Annotated in this window: 17 protein-coding genes and 1 tRNA gene; 5 read left to right on the plus strand and 13 right to left on the minus strand. The window is 73.8% G+C overall.

Features of this window, described 5'->3' with window-relative positions; translation table 11 throughout:
* Positions 1–61 precede the first annotated feature (61 nt).
* Positions 62–1,216: a 4-hydroxyphenylpyruvate dioxygenase gene (gene hppD / locus C0216_RS26680; protein WP_114057718.1), complete on the minus strand. Its 1,155-nt coding sequence runs from the start codon at positions 1,214–1,216 to the stop codon at positions 62–64.
* Between the two features lie 142 nt (positions 1,217–1,358).
* Between hppD and C0216_RS26685 the strand changes: the two genes are divergently transcribed.
* The 4 genes from C0216_RS26685 (at position 1,359) to C0216_RS26700 (ending at position 4,192) form a co-directional block, all read left to right on the plus strand.
* Positions 1,359–1,829 (plus strand): Lrp/AsnC family transcriptional regulator, encoded by a 471-nt coding sequence (locus tag C0216_RS26685; RefSeq protein ID WP_114057719.1) that lies wholly within the window; start codon positions 1,359–1,361, stop codon positions 1,827–1,829.
* Positions 1,830–1,906: 77 nt separating this feature from the next.
* A complete protein-coding gene (locus C0216_RS26690) occupies positions 1,907–2,494 on the plus strand; it encodes an ArsR/SmtB family transcription factor (RefSeq protein ID WP_114057720.1) in 588 nt (195 codons plus the stop codon).
* A 136-nt stretch (positions 2,495–2,630) separates the two neighbouring features.
* A complete protein-coding gene (locus C0216_RS26695; protein WP_114057721.1) occupies positions 2,631–2,867 on the plus strand; it encodes a hypothetical protein in 237 nt (78 codons plus the stop codon).
* On the plus strand, positions 2,867–4,192 hold the full coding sequence (locus C0216_RS26700; RefSeq protein ID WP_114057722.1) for an MFS transporter: 1,326 nt from the start codon (positions 2,867–2,869) through the stop codon (positions 4,190–4,192). The genes C0216_RS26695 and C0216_RS26700 overlap by 1 nt, the downstream gene beginning before the upstream one ends.
* Here C0216_RS26700 and C0216_RS26705 read toward each other — a convergent pair.
* From C0216_RS26705 to C0216_RS26730, 6 genes are all read right to left on the minus strand, one after another.
* The gene (locus C0216_RS26705) at positions 4,122–4,919 is read right to left on the minus strand and encodes a YlbL family protein (protein WP_246042705.1); all 798 of its coding nucleotides are present in this window, start codon (positions 4,917–4,919) and stop codon (positions 4,122–4,124) included. The two genes, C0216_RS26700 and C0216_RS26705, sit on opposite strands and share 71 nt — an antisense overlap.
* Before the next feature lie 100 nt (positions 4,920–5,019).
* Positions 5,020–5,661, minus strand: coding sequence for an IclR family transcriptional regulator (locus tag C0216_RS26710; RefSeq protein WP_114057723.1), 642 nt, complete (start codon positions 5,659–5,661; stop codon positions 5,020–5,022).
* A gap of 406 nt (positions 5,662–6,067) precedes the next feature.
* Positions 6,068–7,855, minus strand: a complete 1,788-nt coding sequence (locus C0216_RS26715; protein ID WP_114057724.1) for a DEAD/DEAH box helicase — start codon at positions 7,853–7,855, stop codon at positions 6,068–6,070.
* A gap of 1,138 nt (positions 7,856–8,993) precedes the next feature.
* Positions 8,994–9,398, minus strand: coding sequence for a type II toxin-antitoxin system death-on-curing family toxin (locus C0216_RS26720; RefSeq protein WP_114058945.1), 405 nt, complete (start codon positions 9,396–9,398; stop codon positions 8,994–8,996).
* 23 nt (positions 9,399–9,421) lie between these two features.
* Complete coding sequence (locus C0216_RS26725; RefSeq protein ID WP_114057725.1) at positions 9,422–9,622, minus strand: hypothetical protein; 201 nt, start codon at positions 9,620–9,622, stop codon at positions 9,422–9,424.
* Between the two features lie 31 nt (positions 9,623–9,653).
* Positions 9,654–11,138, minus strand: a complete 1,485-nt coding sequence (locus C0216_RS26730; RefSeq protein ID WP_114057726.1) for an MFS transporter — start codon at positions 11,136–11,138, stop codon at positions 9,654–9,656.
* A 191-nt stretch (positions 11,139–11,329) separates the two neighbouring features.
* On the opposite strand from C0216_RS26730, the gene C0216_RS26735 reads away from it, so the two are divergent.
* Positions 11,330–11,401: transfer RNA gene (locus C0216_RS26735), tRNA-Cys, on the plus strand.
* Between the two features lie 72 nt (positions 11,402–11,473).
* Here the strand turns inward: C0216_RS26735 and mycP are convergent.
* From mycP to C0216_RS26765, 6 genes are all read right to left on the minus strand, one after another.
* A complete protein-coding gene (mycP, locus tag C0216_RS26740; protein WP_342777139.1) occupies positions 11,474–12,640 on the minus strand; it encodes a type VII secretion-associated serine protease mycosin in 1,167 nt (388 codons plus the stop codon).
* A 20-nt stretch (positions 12,641–12,660) separates the two neighbouring features.
* On the minus strand, positions 12,661–14,121 hold the full coding sequence (locus C0216_RS33610) for a WXG100 family type VII secretion target (protein ID WP_162793297.1): 1,461 nt from the start codon (positions 14,119–14,121) through the stop codon (positions 12,661–12,663).
* The gene (locus tag C0216_RS26750; protein ID WP_246042706.1) at positions 14,121–14,636 is read right to left on the minus strand and encodes a hypothetical protein; all 516 of its coding nucleotides are present in this window, start codon (positions 14,634–14,636) and stop codon (positions 14,121–14,123) included. Before C0216_RS26750 ends, C0216_RS33610 begins: the two co-directional genes overlap by 1 nt.
* A 178-nt stretch (positions 14,637–14,814) precedes the next feature.
* A complete protein-coding gene (locus C0216_RS26755) occupies positions 14,815–17,199 on the minus strand; it encodes a xanthine dehydrogenase family protein molybdopterin-binding subunit (protein WP_114057728.1) in 2,385 nt (794 codons plus the stop codon).
* Positions 17,196–19,643: a (2Fe-2S)-binding protein gene (locus C0216_RS34750; RefSeq protein ID WP_246042707.1), complete on the minus strand. Its 2,448-nt coding sequence runs from the start codon at positions 19,641–19,643 to the stop codon at positions 17,196–17,198. The genes C0216_RS26755 and C0216_RS34750 overlap by 4 nt, the downstream gene beginning before the upstream one ends.
* Positions 19,640–20,524, minus strand: coding sequence for an FAD binding domain-containing protein (locus C0216_RS26765; protein ID WP_114057729.1), 885 nt, complete (start codon positions 20,522–20,524; stop codon positions 19,640–19,642). The genes C0216_RS34750 and C0216_RS26765 overlap by 4 nt, the downstream gene beginning before the upstream one ends.
* Between the last annotated feature and the right edge of the window lie 155 nt (positions 20,525–20,679).

Consider the following 20,679-nt stretch of genomic DNA (forward strand, 5'->3'; position numbering starts at 1 on the left):
GGCCGGGGCCTGCCGGGAGCGCGTCCGGTGTGCGGGCGCGGTGCGGTGCGGTGCGGTGCGGTCAGAGGTTGCCGCGCTTGGCCTGCTCGCGCTCGATCGCCTCGAAGAGGGCCTTGAAGTTGCCCTTGCCGAAGCCCATCGAGCCGTGCCGCTCGATGATCTCGAAGAAGACGGTCGGGCGGTCCTGCACCGGCTTGGTGAAGATCTGCAGCAGGTAGCCGTCCTCGTCGCGGTCGGCGAGGATCTTCAGCTCGCGCAGGGTCTCGATCGGGACGCGGGTGTCGCCGACCCACTCGCCGAGGGTGTCGTAGTACGAGTCCGGGGTGTCGAGGAACTGCACGCCGGCGGCGCGCATCGAGCGGACCGTGGCCACGATGTCGTTCGAGGCGAGGGCGATGTGCTGGACGCCCGGGCCGTTGTAGAACTCCAGGTACTCGTCGATCTGCGACTTCTTCTTCGCGATCGCCGGCTCGTTGATCGGGAACTTCACCTTGAGGGTGCCGTCCGCGACGACCTTCGACATCAGGGCCGAGTACTCGGTCGCGATGTCGTCGCCCACGAACTCCTTCATGTTCGTGAAGCCCATGACCTTGTTGTAGAAGCCGACCCACTCGTTCATGCGGCCGAGTTCGACGTTGCCGACGCAGTGGTCGATGGCCTGGAAGGTGCGCTTGGCCGGCGGCTCGACCATCGGGTCGACGGCGACGTAGCCGGGCAGGTACGGCCCGGTGTAGGCCTTGCGCTCGACCAGGGTGTGGCGGGTCTGGCCGTAGGTGGCGATGGCGGCGAGGACGACCGTGCCGTGCTCGTCGGAGACCTCGTACGGCTCGTCGAGGCCGCGGGCGCCCTGCTCGACGGCGTAGGCGTAGGCGGCGCGGACGTCGGGGACCTCGATCGCCAGGTCGATGACGCCGTCGCCGTGCTCGGCGACGTGCTCGGCGATGAAGCGGCCGCGGTCCGTGCTCGCCTTGATGACCGAGGTCAGCACGAAGCGCGCGGAGCCGTTGGTGAGGACGTAGCTCGCCGTCTCGCGGACGCCGTTCTCCGGTCCGGAGTAGGCGACGACCTTCATGCCGAACGCGGTGGAGTAGTAGTGCGCGGCCTGCTTGGCGTTGCCGACGGCGAAGACGACCGCGTCCATGCCCTTCACCGGGAAGGGGTCCGCCTCTCGCGCGGTGTGCGGGGTGGTTTCCAGGTTCACCAAAGACTCAGTCATGAGCGCAGAGTCCCGCCGATCCACAAGCTGCGCAATAGTTTCCTGATCTGCTGTACACATTGCCCAGCTGTGGCGCAGCATGGCTGAGACATCTGTGCAGGATGACCACTCCCGCGCAGTACCGAGCAGACAGGGACGGGTCATGGGCATCGACGGACTCGACGGCCGCCTCATCGTGCTGCTGGCCCGCGAGCCGCGGATCGGCGTACTGGAGGCCTCGCGCCGGCTGGGCGTGGCGCGGGGCACGGTGCAGGCGCGGCTGGACCGGCTCCAGTCGAGCGGGGTGATCCGCGGCTTCGGCCCGCAGGTCGACCCGGCGGCGCTGGGCTACCCGGTGACGGCGTTCGCCACGCTGGAGATCAAGCAGGGGCAGGGTGCCGACGTACGGGCGCACCTGGGCGGGGTGCCGGAGGTGCTGGAGCTGCACACGACGACCGGTCACGGGGACATGCTGTGCCGGCTGGTGGCCCGCTCGAACGCCGACCTCCAGCGGGTGATCGACAAGGTGGTGGGCTTCGAGGGGATCGTGCGGGCGTCGACGGCGATCGTGATGGAGAACCCGGTACCGCTGCGCGTGATCCCGCTGGTGGAGCAGGCGGCGCAGGAGGGCTGATCCGGAGGCAAAGTTTCCAAAGAAAGCGTTGCAAAGAAATCCTTGCACAGGTTTCTTTGCATACTTAGGGTGGGGGCATGCCCGAGAAGCCCGAGGCCCCCCAGCTCCAGAACCGCACCCTCGACGCCCGCTCCCTGCGCGGCCTCGCCCACCCTCTGCGCATCCGCCTGCTGGGCGCCCTGCGCCAGGACGGGCCGGCGACCGCCTCCGGGCTGGCCGAGCGGCTCGGCGAGTCCAGCGGCGCCACCAGCTACCACCTGCGCCAGCTCGCCGCGCACGGGTTCGTCGAGGACGCCCCGGGCCGCGGCAGGGGGCGCGAGCGCTGGTGGCAGGCGGCGCACGACGGCACCGTCTTCGACGAGCAGCTCCTCTACGACGAGGACCCCGCCACCCGGGGCGCCGCCGACCTCTTCCTGCACGAGGTCGCGACGATCCACACGCAGGAGGTCGGCACCTTCCTGGGCAACGCCCACACCTGGTCCCCGCAGTGGCGCCGCAGCTCGGACATCAGCGACTTCACCCTCCGGCTCACCCCCGAGCAGGCGGCCGAACTCGTGGCCCGGATGCACGACCTGGTCGAGTCCTACCGGGACGCACCGCAATCCGCGGACACCGAGACCGTACGCGTCCACACGCACATGCTCCCGCGCCGCTCGGCCGGATAGCCCCGCCCGGCGGCGCCGCACCGGCGCCGCCGACCGCATCCCGCCACCGCCCCGGCGCCGCGACTGCCCGCCCTGCCGCGCCGCGGTCCGCCGCACCCTCCCCCGCGCCTTCCCACCCCACAGAGGGAGATTTGTCATGCACACCTTCGTTCATACCGAGATCGCCGCCGGCCTCGCCACCCGCGCCCACGCCGCCCGCACCGCCGAACTCGCCGCCGCGGCCGCCGCCGCACACCCCACCCGCGGGGCGGCCCGCCCCCGCACACCCCTCGCACCCGCCCTGCGCGCCCGCCTCGGCGAGGCCCTCGTACAGGCCGGCACCCGACTGCTGGAGCCCGTCGAGGCCGCCCGCCTCCCCACCCGGCCCGCCTGATGAGCAGGCGCCCCCTCGCGGCCGTCCTCGCCGCCAACACCGTCTCCACCGCCGGGAGTTCGCTGACCCTGATCGGCGTCCCCTGGTTCGTGCTGCAGACCACCGGCAGCGCCGGACGGGCCGGCGTCGTCGCCTTCTGCGCCACCCTGCCCGTCGTCGTCGCCGCCCTCGCCGGCGGTCCCGTCATCGACCGGATCGGCCGCCGCCGCATCTCCGCCGCCTCCGACCTCGTGTGCGCGCTCGCCGTCGCCGCGATCCCGCTGCTGCACCACGCACACCTGCTGGAGTTCTGGATGCTGTGCGCGCTGATGGCCGTCACCGGCCTCGTGCACACCCCGGGCCTGACCGCCCGCAGCGTCCTCCTGCCCAACCTCGCCGAGCACGCCGGGACCACCGTCATCCGCGCCGCGAGCCTCTACGACGCCGCCTCGCGCGGTGCCCGCATGGTCGGGGCCGCCGCGGCCGGCGTCCTCATCGCGGCCCTCGGCGCGGAGGCCGTCCTGCTGGTGGACGCCGCCACCTACGCCGCCTCCGCACTGCTCGTCGCCGCGCTGGTCCGCGGCATCCCTGCCGCGGACCCCCAACCCCGCTCGGGCGAGGCGTCGTTCGCCCGCTACCGGGCCGAACTCGCCGAGGGCTGGGCCTTCCTGACCCGGTCCCGGCTGCTGCTCGGCATCACCGTGATGGTCATGGCGACCAACGGCCTCGACCAGGGCTGGGCCTCCGTCCTGCTGCCCGTCGACGGCCGCGACGACCTCGGCGGCGCCACCGCCGTCGGCCTGCTCATGTCCCTCTTCGGCGGTTCCGCGCTCCTCGGCGCCCTCCTCTACGGGGCCTGGGGCGAGCGGTTCCCCCGCCGCACCGTCTTCGCCGCCGCGTTCCTCCTCTGCGGCGCGCCCCGCTACGCCGTCGCCGCCCTCACCGACACCGCGCTGCCGCTCGCCGTGACGATGGCGCTCGCCGGACTCGGCGCCGGCATGCTCAACCCGGTGCTGACGACCGTGATGTACGAGAAGGTCCCCGAGGAGCTGCGCAGCCGGGTCGCCGGCGTCGGCACCGCCGGCTGCGAGCTGGCGATGCCGATGGGCGGCCTCGCCGCGGGCCTGCTGGCCGCCGCGTACGGCGCGCCCACCGCGCTGCTCGCGTTCGGCGGGGTCTACCTGCTGGCCACGCTCTCCCCGCTGGCCTTCCCGTCCTGGCGGTCCATGGAGCGCACCCTGCCGCCGGGCGGGGAGGACGAGTCGGCCGGCGCCGTCAGCAGGACGGGGGCTCCTCGCCCCGGTTCAGCGAGCGCAGCGACTCCACCGCGCCCTTCAGGGAGCTGACGGGGACGAGCCGCAGCCCCTCCGGCGCCTCGGCCTTCGCGTCCGCGCACTCCGCCTGCGGTACGAGGAAGACGCTCGCGCCGTCCCGGCGGGCCGCCTGCGTCTTGAGGGCCACCCCGCCGACCGGGCCGACCCGGCCGTCCGCACTGATCGTGCCCGTCCCGGCGACGCTGCGGCCGCCCGTCAGGTCGCCGCCGCTGCCGTCGCCGTCGAGCTTGTCGATGATGCCGAGGGAGAAGAGCAGGCCGGCGGACGGGCCGCCGACGTCCGCCAGGTTGAGGTCGACCTTGACGTCCTTCGGGTCGAGGCGCAGGTAGCCGAGGGCCGCCGAGGTCGCGTTCGTCTGCGAGGCGGTCATCTGCTTCAGGTTGTGCGCCTCGATCTCCTCGTCGCTGCCGCCGGAGGGGTAGACGGCCTCCTTCGGCAGCACCGACCGGCTGCCGTCGAACCAGTCGTCCAGGAGCTGCGGCAGGCGGACCACCGCCGACGGCCCGGTCGCCTGGATCGTGGTCATGCGCAGCTCGCCCCTGGTCGGCCGGGTCGGAGCGCCGCTGACGGTGATCACGGGCTTTCCGTCGCGGTCGCCCAGCACGTCGGCCGTGAGCCCGGGCTGGGCGATCACGAACGGCAGCGGTGCCAGGGCCGCCACGGCGAACAGGCCGAGCACGGGCACGGCGCAGACGGCCAGGGCGGCGGGACGCGAGAGGCGTGAGAGGACGGAGAGCACCCGGCCAATCTATCGGGCCCGCCGGGCCCGCCCCCGCCGGCCGGGCGGGGCAATGGCCGGAGGCCGGCGCAGGCGGGGCTCCCTGCGCCCGCCCCGGCCGTCAGCGCAGGGCGTCGGCGACCTCGCGGGCCGCGTCCACGACCCGCGGGCCCACCCGCTCGGGCACGGCGTCCGAGAGCATGACCACGCCGACGCTGCCCTCCAGTCCGGTGACGCCCGTCAGCGGGGCGGCGGCGCCGCTCGCGCCCGCCTCCAGCTCGCCGTGCGTCAGCGTGTACCCGGGCTCGATGAGGGTGCCCTGGCGGGCCGCGAGTATCGCCCGGCCGGCGGCCCCCCGGTCCAGCGGATGCCGGAAGCCGGCCCGGTAGGCCACGTGGTAGTCGGTCCAGGTGGGCTCCACGACGGCGACGGCCAGCGCCTCCGTCCCGTCGACGAGCGTCAGGTGTGCCGTGGCGCCGATGTCCTCGGCGAGGGACCGCAGCGCCGGCAGCGCGGCCTCCCGTACGAGCGGGTGGACCTGCCGGCCCAGCCTCAGCACGCCGAGCCCGACGCGGGCCCGGCCGCCGAGGTCGCGGCGGACCAGGGCGTGCTGTTCGAGCGTCGCCAACAGGCGGTAGACCACGGTGCGGTTGACACCGAGGCGGTTGGAGAGCTCGGTGACGGTCAGACCGTGGTCGGTGTCCGCGAGCAGCTTGAGGACTCGGAGCCCCCGGTCGAGAGTCTGTGAGGTTTCCGCGGTCACGACGCCCCTCCCTCGTTGGTGAGCGGCGGTGACTCTCTTCGGTTGAGCGGCGCCGGTCCCACGGCGACGCACGGAGAGGCCGCCGGTAGCGGCCATGGCACCGGCTGCGCTCCCGCGGCGGCGCTGCCACGGGGCGTTTCGATGCGGGGACAGTAGCGAGCGGGTCCGCTCAGCGGAAGTCCTCGTCCAGAATCCGGGCACGAACGGGTCTTTTGTGTCGGTTCACGACCGCTTCCGGTCCGGGAATGCGCCCCATGCGCCCCGGAACCCCCGTCGCATCCCACGAGTTGGGCGACAACCGGCCGCCTGTCGAAACGGCGGCGGGGCGGACCGGCGCAGCCCCGTACGAAGCTCTGCACCGGTCCGCCCCGCCGCGCGGGAGGACCACCGCCCCCGCGGGGGGGGGTCACCGCATCCGGGTGGCCCACTCCTGGACCTTCTTGATCCGCTCCTTCAGCTGCCCGGCCGTCGCCTCCGCGCTCGGCGGGCCGCCGCACACGCGGCGCAGCTCGGTGTGGATCACCCCGTGCGGCTTGCCGCTCTGGTGGACGTACGCGCCGACCATCGTGTTCAGCGACCGGCGCAGCTCCAGCAGCTCCTTGTGCGAGACGACGGGCCGGCGCTCCGCCGGCAGCTCCAGCAGGTCCGCCTCCGCGTCCGGGCGGCGCCGGCTGTGCGCGATCTGCCGCGACTGCCGCTTCTGCAGCAGCAGCTGCACCTGCTCCGGCTCCAGCAGCCCCGGGATGCCGAGGTAGTCCTGCTCCTCCTCGCTGCCCGGGTGGGCCTGCATGCCGAACTCGGCGCCGTCGTACAGGACCCGGTCGAAGACGGCGTCGGACTCCAGCGCCTCGAAGGACATCTGCTCGTCCTCGCCGGTGTCCTCGTCCTCCTGCCGGTTGGCCTCCGCCATCTCCTTCTCGGACTCGGCGTACGGGTCGGCGTCCTCGCCCGCCTTCTTCGGCCGGTCGAGTACGTGGTCGCGCTCGACCTCCATCTCGTTGGCGAAGCCGAGCAGGTAGGGGATCGTCGGAAGGAACACGGAGGCGGTCTCGCCGCGCCTGCGCGAACGCACGAAGCGGCCGACGGCCTGCGCGAAGAACAGCGGCGTCGAGATCGTCGTCGCGTACACGCCCACGGCGAGGCGGGGGACGTCGACGCCTTCGGACACCATCCGGACGGCGACCATCCACCGGTCGTCGTTTCCGCTGAAGGTGTCGATGTGCTTCGAGGCGCCGGCGTCGTCGGACAGCACGAGCGTCGCCTTCGTACCGGTGATCTCCCGGATCAGCTTGGCGTACGCGCGGGCCGAGTCCTGGTCGGAGGCGATGACGAGGCCGCCCGCGTCGGGGATGCTCTTGCGGACCTCCGACAGCCGCCGGTCGGCGGCCCGCAGCACGTTCGGCATCCAGTCGCCGCGCGGGTCGAGCGCGGTCCGCCAGGCCTGGCTGATCGCGTCCTTCGTCATCGGCTCGCCGAGGCGGGCCTCCAGCTCGTCGCCGGCCTTGGTGCGCCAGCGCATGTTGCCGCTGTACGAGAGGAAGATGACCGGCCGGACGACGCCGTCGCCCAGCGCGTTGCCGTAGCCGTACGTGTAGTCGGCGGCGGAGCGGCGGATGCCGTCGTTGCCCTCCTCGTACGTGACGAACGGGATCGGGTTGGTGTCCGAGCGGAACGGCGTCCCGGTCAGGGCCAGGCGGCGCGTCGCCGGGTCGAACGCCTCCAGGCAGGCCTCGCCCCAGGACTTCGAGTCGCCGGCGTGGTGGATCTCGTCGAGGATCACGAGGGTCTTGCGCTGCTCGCAGCGGTTGCGGTGCAGCATCGGCCGTACGCCGACACCCGCGTAGGTGACGGCGACACCGTGGTACTCGCGGCTCAGCGGGCCCGCCGAGTACTCGGGGTCCAGCCGGATGCCTATGCGGGCGGCGGCCTCCGCCCACTGCTTCTTCAGGTGCTCGGTCGGCGCGACCACCGTCACCTGCTGCACGACGTGGTGGTGGAGCAGCCAGGAGGCGAGGGTGAGCGCGAAGGTGGTCTTGCCGGCGCCGGGGGTGGCGACGGCGAGGAAGTCACGCGGCTGGGTCTGGATGTACTTGTCCAGCGCGCCCTGCTGCCAGGCACGCAGCTTGCTGGCGGTACCCCACGGCGCACGGCCGGGGAAGGCGGGTGAGAGGTGGTGGGAGGCGGTAGTAGTCACGGTCTCCGGTTCGGGCTCTCGGCGGCGGTCGTTCGAAGGACAACCGGGCCACCCTACCGGGGCCGGCGAACCCCCGCCGGTGGGACGGGGCCGTGACCTCGGGCGGTGCGGCGAGCGTCACATCGGGGGGAGCGGGGGGCTCCTGCGGGGTTGGCGAAAAGGCGGGGGCCGGAGGGGCCGGGGTGAAAGGCGCACCGGTGTTGCGCCGGATGGCGGCGGAGTAGCCGGGGGGGACGGGGAGGCGCGGGCGGGCGTCCCGCGCAGTCCGATCGTTTCCGGGGCGGGCCGGTCCCTCAAGGGCGCTCCTCCTTCGTCGTCGCGTCGCTGCGCGATGGCCCTCCGGGCCACCCTTGACCGACCGACCCGCCCCGGAAAGCAAGGACTGTCGGGAAGCCCAGGGGGAACGGGAGGGGGACGGGACTCCGGCCCAGCCATGGCGAGCCGTTCCCAGCAGCCGCCACTGCCCACCTCGGCCCTCGGAAGCACCATGCCAAGGCGGAGTCGGCCCTGCCGCCACCGATCGCTACGTGCGCACCCCACGACGGCGACTGCGGCTGCCGCAAGCAAGCCGGGAGGGAGGCAGGAAGGCGGGAAGGCGGGAAGGCGGGAAGGCGGGAAACGATGCGTCGCACGTCATTTCGTGCGCACTGGACGACGGCGAGCGGTGGATGGCCGGCCACCACACACGACACGGCCATACGGCGATCAACCGCACCCGGCACAGCGGCCGGCCGCCGGCCCCGCGGAAGCACGTGGCGATCAGTGGCGGCCTGGCGCTCGGACGGCGGGCGGCCGCCACACAACCGGGACCACGTAGCGATCGGCGGCGCCCTGCGACAGGGATAGGGCTGCGTGACGCGGGCGGGTGGCGGAGGTCCCTCCAGGCCGCTCCCCCTCCTGGGGGCTTCCCGGCAGCTCTTTGTCTTTCCGGTGCGGGCCGGCTTGTCAAGGGTGGCCCGAAGGGCCATCGCGCAGCGACGCGACCAGCGGGAGCGCCCTTTACAAGCCGGCCCGCACCGGAACGACAATGGGCAGCCGGGAAGCCCCCAGCCCGTCTCCGATCCCGCCCAGGGACACCTCCGCCCCCGCCTCGGCGGGATACCGCTTCGCCGTTCGGGCGGCGCCCGGGCTCAGGCCGTCAGGCCGGCGGGCTCGGGCACAGCCGGCGCAGGCGGGCCGCGATCTGCGGCACGTCGTCGGCCGTCCCGCTCGCCGTGTCCACGACGAGTTCGTACGCGGCGTCCTGGTCCGCTTCGGCGAGGTCGATCCCGTTCACGGCGAGGAAGACCGCCGCCGCGAGCCAGGCCGTCCGCTTGTTCCCGTCGACCAGCGGGTGGTTCTTCGCCAGGCCGTGCAGCAGCGCCGCGGCCTGCTCGAACGGGTCCTCGTACGCCGGCGTCCCGAACATCCGGGCCCGCGGCCGGTGCACCGCCGACTCCAGCAGCCGGGGGCTGCGCAGCACGACGGGCTGGCCGTGGGCCAGGCAGGCGTGCCGGGCCACGTCGAGCACCTCCGCGACGGTGAGGTGGCGGGTGCCGCGCATGCCCTGGCCCGTGCCGGGCGCGCTCACTCGCCGAGCCGCTTCAGCAGGGGCGCGTGCCGCTCGGCGAGCCGGGCCGCCGCCTCGCCGACCTGCTGCCGCTCCCGGCGCAGATGCGCCCGTACGGCGGCGAGGGCGTGCTCCTCGGGCGTGGAGGCCGTGGCGTCGGCGAGGTCCGCGAGGTCCGCGTATTCGGCAGCGGAGAGCCGGATGGTCACGTCGTCCATGGGCCGAGGCTAGCGACGGCGGGCCCGCCGGTCAGGCGGTTTTCGCGTCGGGCACGGGCCGCTCGTGCAGCCGGGTGGCGACCCAGGCGCCGACCAGGGCGACCGCCGCCATCGGCAGGAAGACGACCACGAACGCGGCGGGGTGCGAGGCCCCCGCGGCCGCCGCCCCGCCGGCCGCGTGTACGGCCGCGCCGACCGAGCCGCCGCCCAGCGCGGCGAACGCCGCACCGCCGGCGGCCAGGAGCACCACGTTCGCGAGGGCGTCGGAGATCTGCAGGGCCGCCGAGTTCGCCCCGGCCTCCTCCGGCGCCGACAGCTTCAGCAGCAGCACGCTCGTCGAGCCGAGGACCAGCCCCATCCCGAGGCAGCCGACGCCCCACGCCAGGGCCAGCGACCACACCGGCACCCACGGCACCAGCACGGCCGGCGCCGCCGCGATAGCGGACGCCACCAGCAGCATGCCGAGCACCATGAGCCGCTCCCGGTACGGCTCGGCCCAGCCGCGGGCCTGCAGCCACGACCCGCCCGCCCAGGTCAGACCGCCCAGCGCCAGCGAGAACCCGGCCAGCGTCGGGCTCAGCCCCCGCTGTGTGACCAGCATCAGCGGAACGAAGCTCTCCGCCGCGATGAACGAACCCGCCGCCAGCCCGCGCAGCAGCACCACCGACGGCAGCCCGCGCCGCGCCCGGTACGTGCCGCGCGGCAGCAGCCCCAGCACGGCCGGCACCAGCAGCGCCGCCCCCGCCGCACCCGGCAGCAGCGACAGCCACCGCAGGTCCTGGGCGGCGTACTGGAGCAGCCCCGCGCCGACCGAGATGGCGAGCGCCAGCCGGATCCGCCGCCGGTCGAACGCCGCGGGCGGTCCCTGCGGGTCGACGGGCCCCGAAGCGCTCCGCCGGATCGCCGGCAGCGCCACGGCGAGAGGGACGACGACCAGCACGGGGATCCCGAGGAACACCCACCGCCAGCCGAGGTGCTCCGTCACCGTCCCGGCGGCGAGCGGGCCCACGATCGACGGGACGACCCAGCTCGCCGCGAACGCCGCCATGATCGCGGGCCGGAGCCGCTCCTCGTAGGCCCGGCTCACCACCACGTACAGGGCGACGATGACGAGCCCGCCGCCGAAGCCCTGCACGGCCCGGCCCAGCACGAACACCCACATCGCGCCCGCCGTCCCAGCCAGCACCAGGCCGGCCGCGAACGCCCCGATGCCGAGCCCGAGCGGGCGCAGCGGGCCCTGCCGGTCGGACCACTGGCCGGCGAGGACCATGCCGAAGAGGCTGGTGGTGAAGTAGGCGGAGAACGCGAACGCGTAGAGCCCGATCCCGTCGAGATCGCGGGCGGCGACCGGCATGGCGGTGCCGACGGCGGTCGCCTCGAAGGCGATGAGGAAGATGACGGACACCATGCCGACGCTGAGCGTCCGGTACGACGACGAGAGGATCCCGCCCTCGGGCGGGGGCGGGACCGGTGCGGTGGACTGCGGCTCCGACAGGCCGGGTTCGAGGGCGCTCATCGCCCCAGCGTAAGCCGCGAAGCGGGGTTTCGCCCCTGTCCGGGCGACGGATCCCGACTCGTCCGGAGGTCCTACGCCGGGGGGCGGGGGCGGGGAGCGTGAACGGCGTGTGACAGTCGTATGGCGGCCCGGGCCGGGGCCTTCCGGGGCGTACGGAGCCGCCCGTACGGTCGTCGGTGTCAGCACATCCCGGCCGTGTGCCCGAGTGGTTCAGGGACCCGCCTGCAAAGCGGAATACGCCGGTTCGAATCCGGTCACGGCTTCTCCCGGAGCCCCGGGGCCAGGCGCATCCACGCCGGCCCCGGGGGCCGCTCTACCGCCACACGCGCCCCCGGTCAGCCGTTCCGACGGCGGACGATCACCGCCGTGACCGCACCGCCGACCAGCACACAGGCACCGAGCCCGAGCGCGATCCACGTCATGCCGCTGACGCCGTCGGCCTTCGCCTCGGCTTGCGGAGCGAGGGACTCTGGGGCCTTGGCGTCGGCCGAGGGCGCAGGCGAGTTCTTCGCCTCGGCCGCGGCCAGATCAGGCAGCGGGAACACATCGGCGGGCCCTGGGTCCCCCGGCGTCGGCAGGGCCACCTTGGGACGCACGATGCCGTAACCGATGTAGTCGTTGCGCTGCACACCATCGGTCGGCTTCCCTGCGGTGTTCAGCAGGACCCGCAGGACCTGGTTGTTGGTCCACTCGGGGTGCGCCGACCACAGCAGCGCGGCTGAAGCAGAGGCGAGGGCAGTCGCATCGCTCGTGCCGTGGCTCTTGCAGAGCCCTGTCCCACCACTGCACCCGGTCAGGATGTCGATGCCCGGTGCAGACAAGTCCACGGACGCGTTGTGCTGCGACTCCTTGGTCGCGGCTCCGTCAGGGCCGACTGCCGCCACTCCCACCACCCCAGGCGTACCGGCAGGGTGATAGATGTGGCCGGCTCCATCATTCCCCACGCCGGCAAATATCAGCTTTCCTTTACCAAGGGCGTAGCGAACGGCATCAGTCAACTCTTTGGTTTCCGGCCAGCCAACCAGGGAAATGTTGAGGACCTTCGCTTCCGAATCGGCGGCGAAGCGGATAGCGTCGATCAGGGTTGTGTCCTTCGACGCCCCATTGCCATTGATATCAACCCTGAGGGGCAAAATCTTGGCACCCGGCGCGAGGCCGAAGGCACTGCCAGCCCCCTTCGGCCCCTTGCCGCTGCCTGCGATAATTGCGGCCATGCTCGTGCCGTGAGTGTCGTAGTCTGTGCGCTCGTCACCTGGAATGGAGGCCGAAGTGAAGTTCTTCCCCCGCAGGACTTGACCTTCTAGCTCGGGGATCTTGTCCACTCCGGTGTCAATGACCGCGACCGTGACGCCCTTGCCGGTGCTGATCTTCCAGATGTCGTCGGCATTCATGGCGTCGAGATGCCATTGCTGCTCACGGATGGTCTTCGCGTGAGCAGGGGTCGCGGCGACCCCGGCCAGCAGGAGGCCCACCAGGGCCGAGGTCGCCTTGCGCATGAGCATCTCGTGCAACATCCGTTCTGTCAGTCGATCACTCGCGGAACGACACGGTCGTTGCTCCGCCAGGTCTCTTCGTCCTCGGCCAAGTAGTCGGGGCGGCCGCCGCCCTGGCGCTCGCTCCGGCTGCCCGGCGCGTGGACACCCGCACCAGCGTGCCCCATCGCCCCACGGGCCGACTCACCCGTAGGAGTGTTCCGCACGAGGCCGGAGCCGCCGTGTGTGAACGGCTGCCCGCTCGGGGCCGCACGGCCGACCATGCCGGGCTGAACCGCACCGGGCTGGCGGGCACCACCAATCACGCCGCCCTGCTCTACGGCCAGTCGGCGGCCGGCGGTATTGCCGCCCGGAACGCCCGGGTGTGCTCCACCCATGCCGGGGTGCATCCCCATGCCCGTGGAGGCCCGGGCACCGGGGTGCGCTCCCTCCGTGCCGACCACGAGCCCGCGGGGAAGTCCCGGAGTGGGCCCCGTCACGCTGGGTACCTGGCGGCCGCCGATGATGCCCGTGTCACGAGGCATCAAGGGCGGCGTGCCGAGCTTGCCGCCGCCCGGAGGGCCCGCCACGGGCGGAACCTTGTTGAACGAACTGCCCCCGCCGAGCGTCGGACCAGTGCCGGGCGGCAGGGGTGTCACCGGCAGCATCGGCGCGACGGGCCCGGGAGCGACCGGGCCGGGACCGGAAGTCGGCGGCATGCCAGTGACCGGCGGTAGCGTCTTGTCGGGCAGTACGGAGACGTTGTCAAGGTCCACGTTCACGTCACGGTCGGGAACAATCGGGACAGGACCCGTCACCGGCGGAGGCGTGGCGTCCGGCCCGCTGCCACGCGTGAAGCCGAAGTCGCCAGTCGGCCCGCTTCGCGGCCCCGACGGCGTATAGGAACCTCCGCTGTAGCCCGAGCCCTCACCCGTACCGCCCGCACGGGGCACGTAGGAGTCGCTGCCTACGCCTCCGGACGGAACGAAGTTCCCAGGAGGCGGCGGGAAGGTCGGGATCTCAACCTTCCCGATCTGCGTCTTCGACTGTTCATACGAACCAGCCAGTTTCGCCAGGGCATCAATGGCCTTCTGGTGCTCACCGGTGAGCTTGGCATGCGCCTCCCGACCCAACTGCTGCGCGTCCGGGTCGTTACGAAACTTTCTGGACACCTCGAGATTCTTGGCTGCCTCTGCCGGGTAGTCAGGGATGTTGTCCCGGACCTCGATCATGGTCTGAGCGGCGTGTCCCATCCATTCGCCAGCAACTGCGCTGAACTTGCTCAGTCGCAAGGTCGCGCTACCGGCGCGGCCGGCCCAGTCATCGAAGCTCTGGGCAGCCTCGCCTTCCCAACCCTTGATCCTGTACTTCCTGAGCTCCTCACCAATCTGCTCGATCGTCTTGGCAGCATTGGTAAGTTGGGTACTGCGCGTCTTCACGATGTCGGGGTTCAAAGACTTGACCATCGCGAGCAACTGCTGGTGCGTAAAGCCCTCAAAGTTTGTGGCCATCAGATGTCGCCTCCAGCCGTGCTGCCGTTGTTCGGCGCGCCATGCTTGGCCCGCTCCTCGGCCAGCTTCTCTTCCCTAACACGCGGGTCCCGGTCGGGTACGTAAGCGTCGTGAGCCTTGGCGGCAATGGACCGCATACGCGCCTTTGTCTCCTCATCAACGTTCACGTATCCCTTACCGGACAGTTGGATCGCGATGCCCATTGCCTCGATCTGATCTGCAAGCCCCTTCGAGAGGTTCCGCAGCTCGGTCTGCACCTTCTCGTACGCGCTGAACAGGTCCACCGCCTCCGCGAAGCCCGTGCCCAGAGTGCCCTCGGGGAGGGTCGTGTGGGCCAGCTTCTTGTCGGATGCCTCCGAGTTGCCGAGCTTCGTCAGCAGGTCGTCGACGACCTTCTTGTAACCGCTGATCGTCTCGTAGTCGACCTCAAGGGCCTTGGCCTGCGCCCTGATGGCCGCCGCTTGGCTCTTCGCCATTTCGGGCCCAAAGACGCTGAACACCGACTCCTCTGCCACGATGGCCTCCCCGTTTACCCGTTCCCCGTGGGAGGGCGGCGTCGCCGCCGCTTCTCCAACCCCGTTCGCTCCTGTGAGTTGCCGTTCGCGCGGGCGTGCCACAGGGCTTACCGATCACTCTAGCGACCGGCGGCGACAGCCCCAACCTCGGGTTGCACGTGCAATGCGGGTCACATGGTCAGGAGTTGGCCGACGCGACCGCCGCCGACGGGCGGATCGGGAGTCTGTTGACCGGCCGGCCCGTGGCTGCGCGGACCGCCGAGGCCACGGCTGCCGGGGTCGTCACCACCGGGACCGCGCTTGCCGCCTTCGCGCCGAACGGTGCGACCACGTCGCGCTCCTCGACCAGCTTGACGATCCGGACCGTCGGCGCGTCCAGCGATGTCGGCAGTGCGTAGCCCGTCAGGTCGGGGTGGCGGACCAGGCCGCCGACGGAGCGGAGGTTCTCCGTGAGGGCCGCGCCGACGCCCTGCGTGACGCCCGCCTCGATACGGGCCTCCAGCTGGCGGGGGTTGAGGACGCAGCCGACGTCCTGCGCGACCGCCAGTTCGACCACCCGCACCGTGCCCAGCTCGATGTCGACGTCCACGACCGCGCGGATCGCACAGAAGGCGAGGCCGACGAACGCGTCGCCCTGCCCGTCGCCGTCCAGCGGCTCCGTGGGGTGCGGGCGGCACTGGGCCGTCGCCCACAGTTCCTTGCCGGCCATCGCCTCCGCGACCGTCGTCGAGAACGCGCCGTCGTACGACGTGATCCGGCCGTCCTTGACCTGGAGGAGCTCCGTGGACATGCCGAGCTTGTGGGCCATCGGCTGGAGCAGCTGGGTGCGGACCATCTTCGCGGCCCGCTCCACCGCGCCGCCCGACACCCACGTGTGGCGCCCGTGCGCGGCGGGGCCGGCCGGCGGCTGGTCGGTGTCGACGGGGGCCGTCGCCACCTCCTCCACGCCGAGGACCTCCTGGACGATCTGCCGGGCCAGGGTCGCGAAGCCCTGGCCGGTGTCGACGGCCGCGCAGATGACGGTCGCCACGCCGTCGACGACCTTCACCGTCGCCGTCGAGACCTCGTCGGTGCCTTCCGCGCCGAGCATGTGCACCATGCCGACGCCGTACCCGACGCCGCGCCGCACCGCACCCGGCTCGCCCGCGCCCTCCGGCCCGCCCGGCAGCAGCCACTCCTCCTCCGGGGTGTCCTTAGGCAGCGGCGGCAGCTCGAAGTCCCGTACGGCGCGCAGCAGTTCCGCGACCGGAGCGGGGCAGGTGACGGTCTGCCCGGTGGGCAGCAGGTCGCCGGTGGCGAGGACGTTGCGCAGCCGCAGTTCGGCGCCGTCCATGCCGAGGGCGGCGGCCAGCTTGTCCATCTGGCCCTCGTACGCGGCGCACACCTGCAGGGCGCCTTCGCCGCGGACGTGGCCCGACGGCGGGTTGTTGGTGCGTACGGCCCAGCCTTCGACGAAGGCGTGCGGGACGACGTACGGGCCGCAGGCGAACGCCACGGCCGCGGCGAGCGATTCGGCGGAGGAGTCGGCGTAGGCGCCGGCGTCCATGAGGATCTGCGCCTCGACCTTGACGAGGCGGCCCTCCGCGTCGGCGTGGTGGCGGTAGCGCAGCAGCGTCGGGTGGCGGTGGGTGTGGCCGAGGAAGGATTCCTCGCGGGTGGCGGCGAGTTTGACGGGGCAGCCGGTCCGCAGGGCGAGCAGGCCGAGCGGGAGCTGGAACGCGGCGTCCTCGCGGTCGGCGGTCGCGCCGGGCACGCCGGTGACGACGATGCGGACCCGGTCGGGTTCGAGGCCGAAGCAGGCGGCGGCCAGGTCGCGGTCGAGGTGGGGGTCGGTGGAGGCGGTGTAGATCTCGACGCCGCCGTCGGGGCGGGGCACGGCCAGGCCGGCCTCGGCGCCGATGGGGGCGGGGTCCTGGCGGCCGATGCGGTAGAGGCCTTCGACGACGACCTCGCCGGCGGCCTCCGGGTCGCCGTAGCGGAGCGGGATGTGCCGGATCAGGTTGCCGTCGGGGTGCAGCGGCGGGGCGGCGAACGCCTGCTCGGGGTCGGTGACCGCTTCGAGGAGCTCGTACTCGACGGTGATCGCGGCGGCCGCGAGGCGGGCCGTGTCGGGGTGGTCGGCGGCGACGGCGGCGATGGGCTCGCCGTGGTGGCGTACGACATCGTGCGCGAAGACGGGCCGGTCGGCGATGCGCCGCCCGTGGGTGGTGGCGCCGGGGACGTCCGCGTGGGTGACGACGGCGCGGACGCCGGGCATCCGCTCGGCGGCGGAGGTGTCGACGGACAGGATGCGGGCGTGGGCGTGCGGGGAGCGCAGCACGGCGGCCCACAGGAGGCCCTCGGCCCACAGGTCGGCGGCGTACGGGAAGGTGCCCTCGGTCTTGGCGCGCGCGTCGGCGGCGGGCACGGATGCGCCGATGCCGCGCGGCACGGCCGGGGCGGCCTGCTCGGCACCCGGGCCGGGTGCGGCTCCGGGGGTGCCGGCGGCGCCGCCTGCCGCGGTGGTCGTGGTGAATGTCACGGTCGTCGTCGACGTCGCCGTGGCCGCGTCCTGCCCGCTCACGCCATGCCTCCGTTGTGGATGCCTCCGCCGTGGACGCCTCCGTCGTGGGCGCCCCCGCCCGGGTGGATGCCGCCTTCGCCCGGCTGGGCCTGGTGCGGGATGTACGGCTCCCCCGGCCCGGCGGCGTACGCCTGCGCCTGCCCCTGCCCCTGGGCCTGCGCCTGCTGCTGTCCCTGCGCCTGCGCGGCGGCCGCCTCGGCCTCCGCCGCCTCACGCTCGGCGACGACCTCGCGGACGGCCTCCAGGACGCCCTTGTAGCCGGAGCAGCGGCACAGGTTCCCGCACAGCGCCTGGCGGGTCTCCAGGTCGCTGGGGGCGTGGTTGCCCTCCAGCAGGTCATGGATGGTCATGGCCATGCCGGGTACGCAGAATCCGCACTGCACCGCACCCGAACGGCACAACGCCTGCTGCACGTCGGAGAGTTCCCCGCCCGCGGCGAGCCCCTCGACGGTGCGGACCTCGCTCCCGGCGGCCGTGGCGGCCGGGACCAGGCAGGACGCGACGAGCCGGCCGTCGACCTGCACGGCGCAGGCCCCGCACTCGCCCTGGGAGCAGCCGTCCTTGGCGCCGGCGAGGCCGAGGCGCTCGCGCAGCACGTACAGCAGGGACTCGCCGATCCAGGCGCCGGTGACGGGCCGGTCGGCGCCGTTGACGCGCAGCACGTACGAGGACAGCGGGTGCTCGTGGTGGGCGACGGCCGGAGCCGTTTCCTCCGCGTACGGGGCCTCCCCGCCCGGGATCCCTTCCCCGGTGTCCGCACCCGGCGGTGCCGCGGCAGGGTCGGCGGTGTCCGCAACCGGCACGGGCGCACTGCCCGCTTCGGCCGCGGGGGCTGCGGCGAACCCGCGGCCGTCGGTGCCGGCCGGATCCGCCGCCGGGTCGGGGGCGGCTCCGGTGAAGGCGTGCCCGTGCGCCGCCGGCCCGGATTCCGCGGCGGCCTGCGGGCCGGGCTCCTGCCCGGGCCCGGCCCCGGTCCCGGTCTCGGCCTCGGCCCCGGTCTCCGCTGCGGCCCGCGCCGCCGGGTCGGGGGCGGTCGGCTGCACCGCGGCGTCGGCGGCAGCCTCCGGCTCCGGCTCCGGCTCCGGCTCCGGCTCCGGCTCGGGGGCAGGGGCGGGCGCGGGCTGCGCCGCGGCCGCCTCGTGGAGGCCGTGGCCGTGGCCGTGGCCGTCAGGTCCGGCGTGCCCGGCGGGAGTGCCCGCGGGGGCGTACTCCGCGGCGGCGTGCTCCCCGGCGTGCGCCTCGCCGTGGCCGTGGCCCCCGTAGGACGCGGGTCCGCCGTGCGGGGCCTGGCGGTCGTGGCCGTCGTACTGCCCGTGCGCGTCGTACTGCCCCGTCCCGTCCTGCTGCGGCGCCTCGCCGTGGCCGTGGCCGTACGGCACGCCGTGCGCGGGCGTCTGGTGGGGCGCCTGGGGCGCGTGCGGGTGGCCCGGCAGGTCGGCGGCGTAGGGGTGCGCGTGGCCGCCGTCGTGGCCGTGCGCGTACGCGGCCGTGTGCGGCATGGCGGTGCCGGCCGCTGGGGTGTCGGTGGGGCCGCCCGTCTGCGCCACTCCGTGGCCCGCGCCGTGGCCCGCCCCGTGGGGCTCCCCTTCGGGGAGGGTGCCGACGCCGGGGCCGCCGAGCACGCGCGGGGCGCCGGCGGGGCCGCCGACGCCCGGCCCGCCGAGCCGGCGGCGGCCGCTGCCGGAGCCGGTGCCGTCGGTCCGGTCGTCCGGCAGGACGCCCGAGCTGAGCGGGGCGTCCGCGGGCGCGGCCGCCTCGTGGTGGGGCTGGGCCGCCCAGGGGGCGGAGGCGCCGCCCGGCAGGGTCGCCGGGGCGCCGCGGAAGTCCGCGTCGACCCCGCCGGTGCGGAACTCGCCGGTGTGGAACTCGCCAGTGTGGAACTCGCCGGTCCCGTCGTGGAGTTCGGGCAGGGTCCACTGGCCGGTCGCCACCGGCTCCGCGGCGCGCACCGCGTCGGGGAAGTGCCACTCCGCGGTCTCGGCCGGGTCCTCGCCCTCCGCGCCGTCCGGCTCCGCCTCGGCGGGGGCGTGGCCCGCACCGGGGTCGGTGAACGCCGCGGCGACCGACGCCGGGATCGGGACCGACGCCGGGATCGGCGCACCGACGGGAGCCCCGCCGCCCGCACCGCGCGCACCGCCGGCGCCCGCGGCGGGGTCCGCGTCGGCCTCCGGCCACTGCACCGGCATCGACCAGGTCCCCGTCGCCGCCGGGTCGGCGGTGCCGGTGCCCAGCGGGACGATCATCGGCGGGGGCACGTAGCCGTGCCCGGGCGCGGCCAGCGGCTCCCCGGAGCCGAGGCCCTCCAGCATGTCCGGGGGCAGGCTCACGAAGGCCGTGGCGTCCGAGTCGTACTCGCCGCCCTGCGGCACCGGCTCCCAGCCCCAGCCGGGCCCGGCCGCGCCCGGGTCGCCCGTCGTTCCGCTCACGTTCTCGTTCCCACTCATGAGGTCAGCGCCCTCCCCAGGGCCCTCCGTGCCAGCACGGCCACCGTCCGCCGCAGGTGAAGTACGCCGGGGGCGACCGGTTCCCCCTGGTCGGGGACGCAGGCGGCGGCGACGTACTCCCCGAAGGCCTCCAGGGCCTCGGGGGCCAGCTGCCGCTCCCCGTCCCAGTCGATCAGCGACGCCACCCACTGCTCGGCGTCCAGCGGCCGCAGCGGCATCGGGGCGACCGCGCCGACCGCGATGCGCACGCCCCGGCGCGCGGGATCCAGTACGAGTCCCACGGACGCCACGGCGCGCCCCGGGCCCGTCCGCCCGGTCGCCTTCAGGAACACCTGCGGGGCGTGCAGCAGCGGCACCCGGACGAAGCCGATCAGCTCGCCGGGCCGCAGCATCTCGCGGCCGGCCAGCAGGTACGAGACCGGGATCTCCCGGCTGCCGCCCGGGCCGACGACGACGAGGGCGGCCTCCAGCGCGGCCAGGACGGGCAGCGTGTCGCCCGTCGGCGCGGCGCCGGCGATGTTGCCGCCGAGGGTGCCGGCGTTGCGGATCTGCGGCGGCCCGGCGGCGCGCGCGGCCGCGGCCAGCGCGGGCATCAGCGCGGCGAAGTCGGGGCGGCCCATGCGGGCGTGGGTGAGGCCGGCGCCGAGGAGGGCGTGGCCGTCCTCCTGGTACTGCCAGCCGCGGATCTCGTTGATCCTGCCGAGGCTCACCAGGCCGGCCGGCCTGAGCAGTCCCGCGTTGACGGCGGCCATGAGGTCGGTGCCCCCGGCGACCGGCACGGCGGCGGGCATGGCGGCGAGAGCCGCCACGGCCTCGTCGAGCGAGGCCGGCAGCATCACGGACTGCGCCGCCTGAGGTGTGTGCGGTGCGTGCGTGGTCAACCCGCTGCCCCTTCCCGATGTCCCGGTCCCGGCGCTCACGCCTGTCCGCCGTACGGTACGTGCTCACCGCCGGGACGTGGCAACTCTGGCACATCATCCGCCCCGCCCGGCGCGAGGGTCGGCCGGGTGCCCCCTCGACCCCGAGCCGCCCGTTT

Source organism: Streptomyces globosus (assembly GCF_003325375.1).
Taxonomy (GTDB): domain Bacteria; phylum Actinomycetota; class Actinomycetes; order Streptomycetales; family Streptomycetaceae; genus Streptomyces; species Streptomyces globosus_A.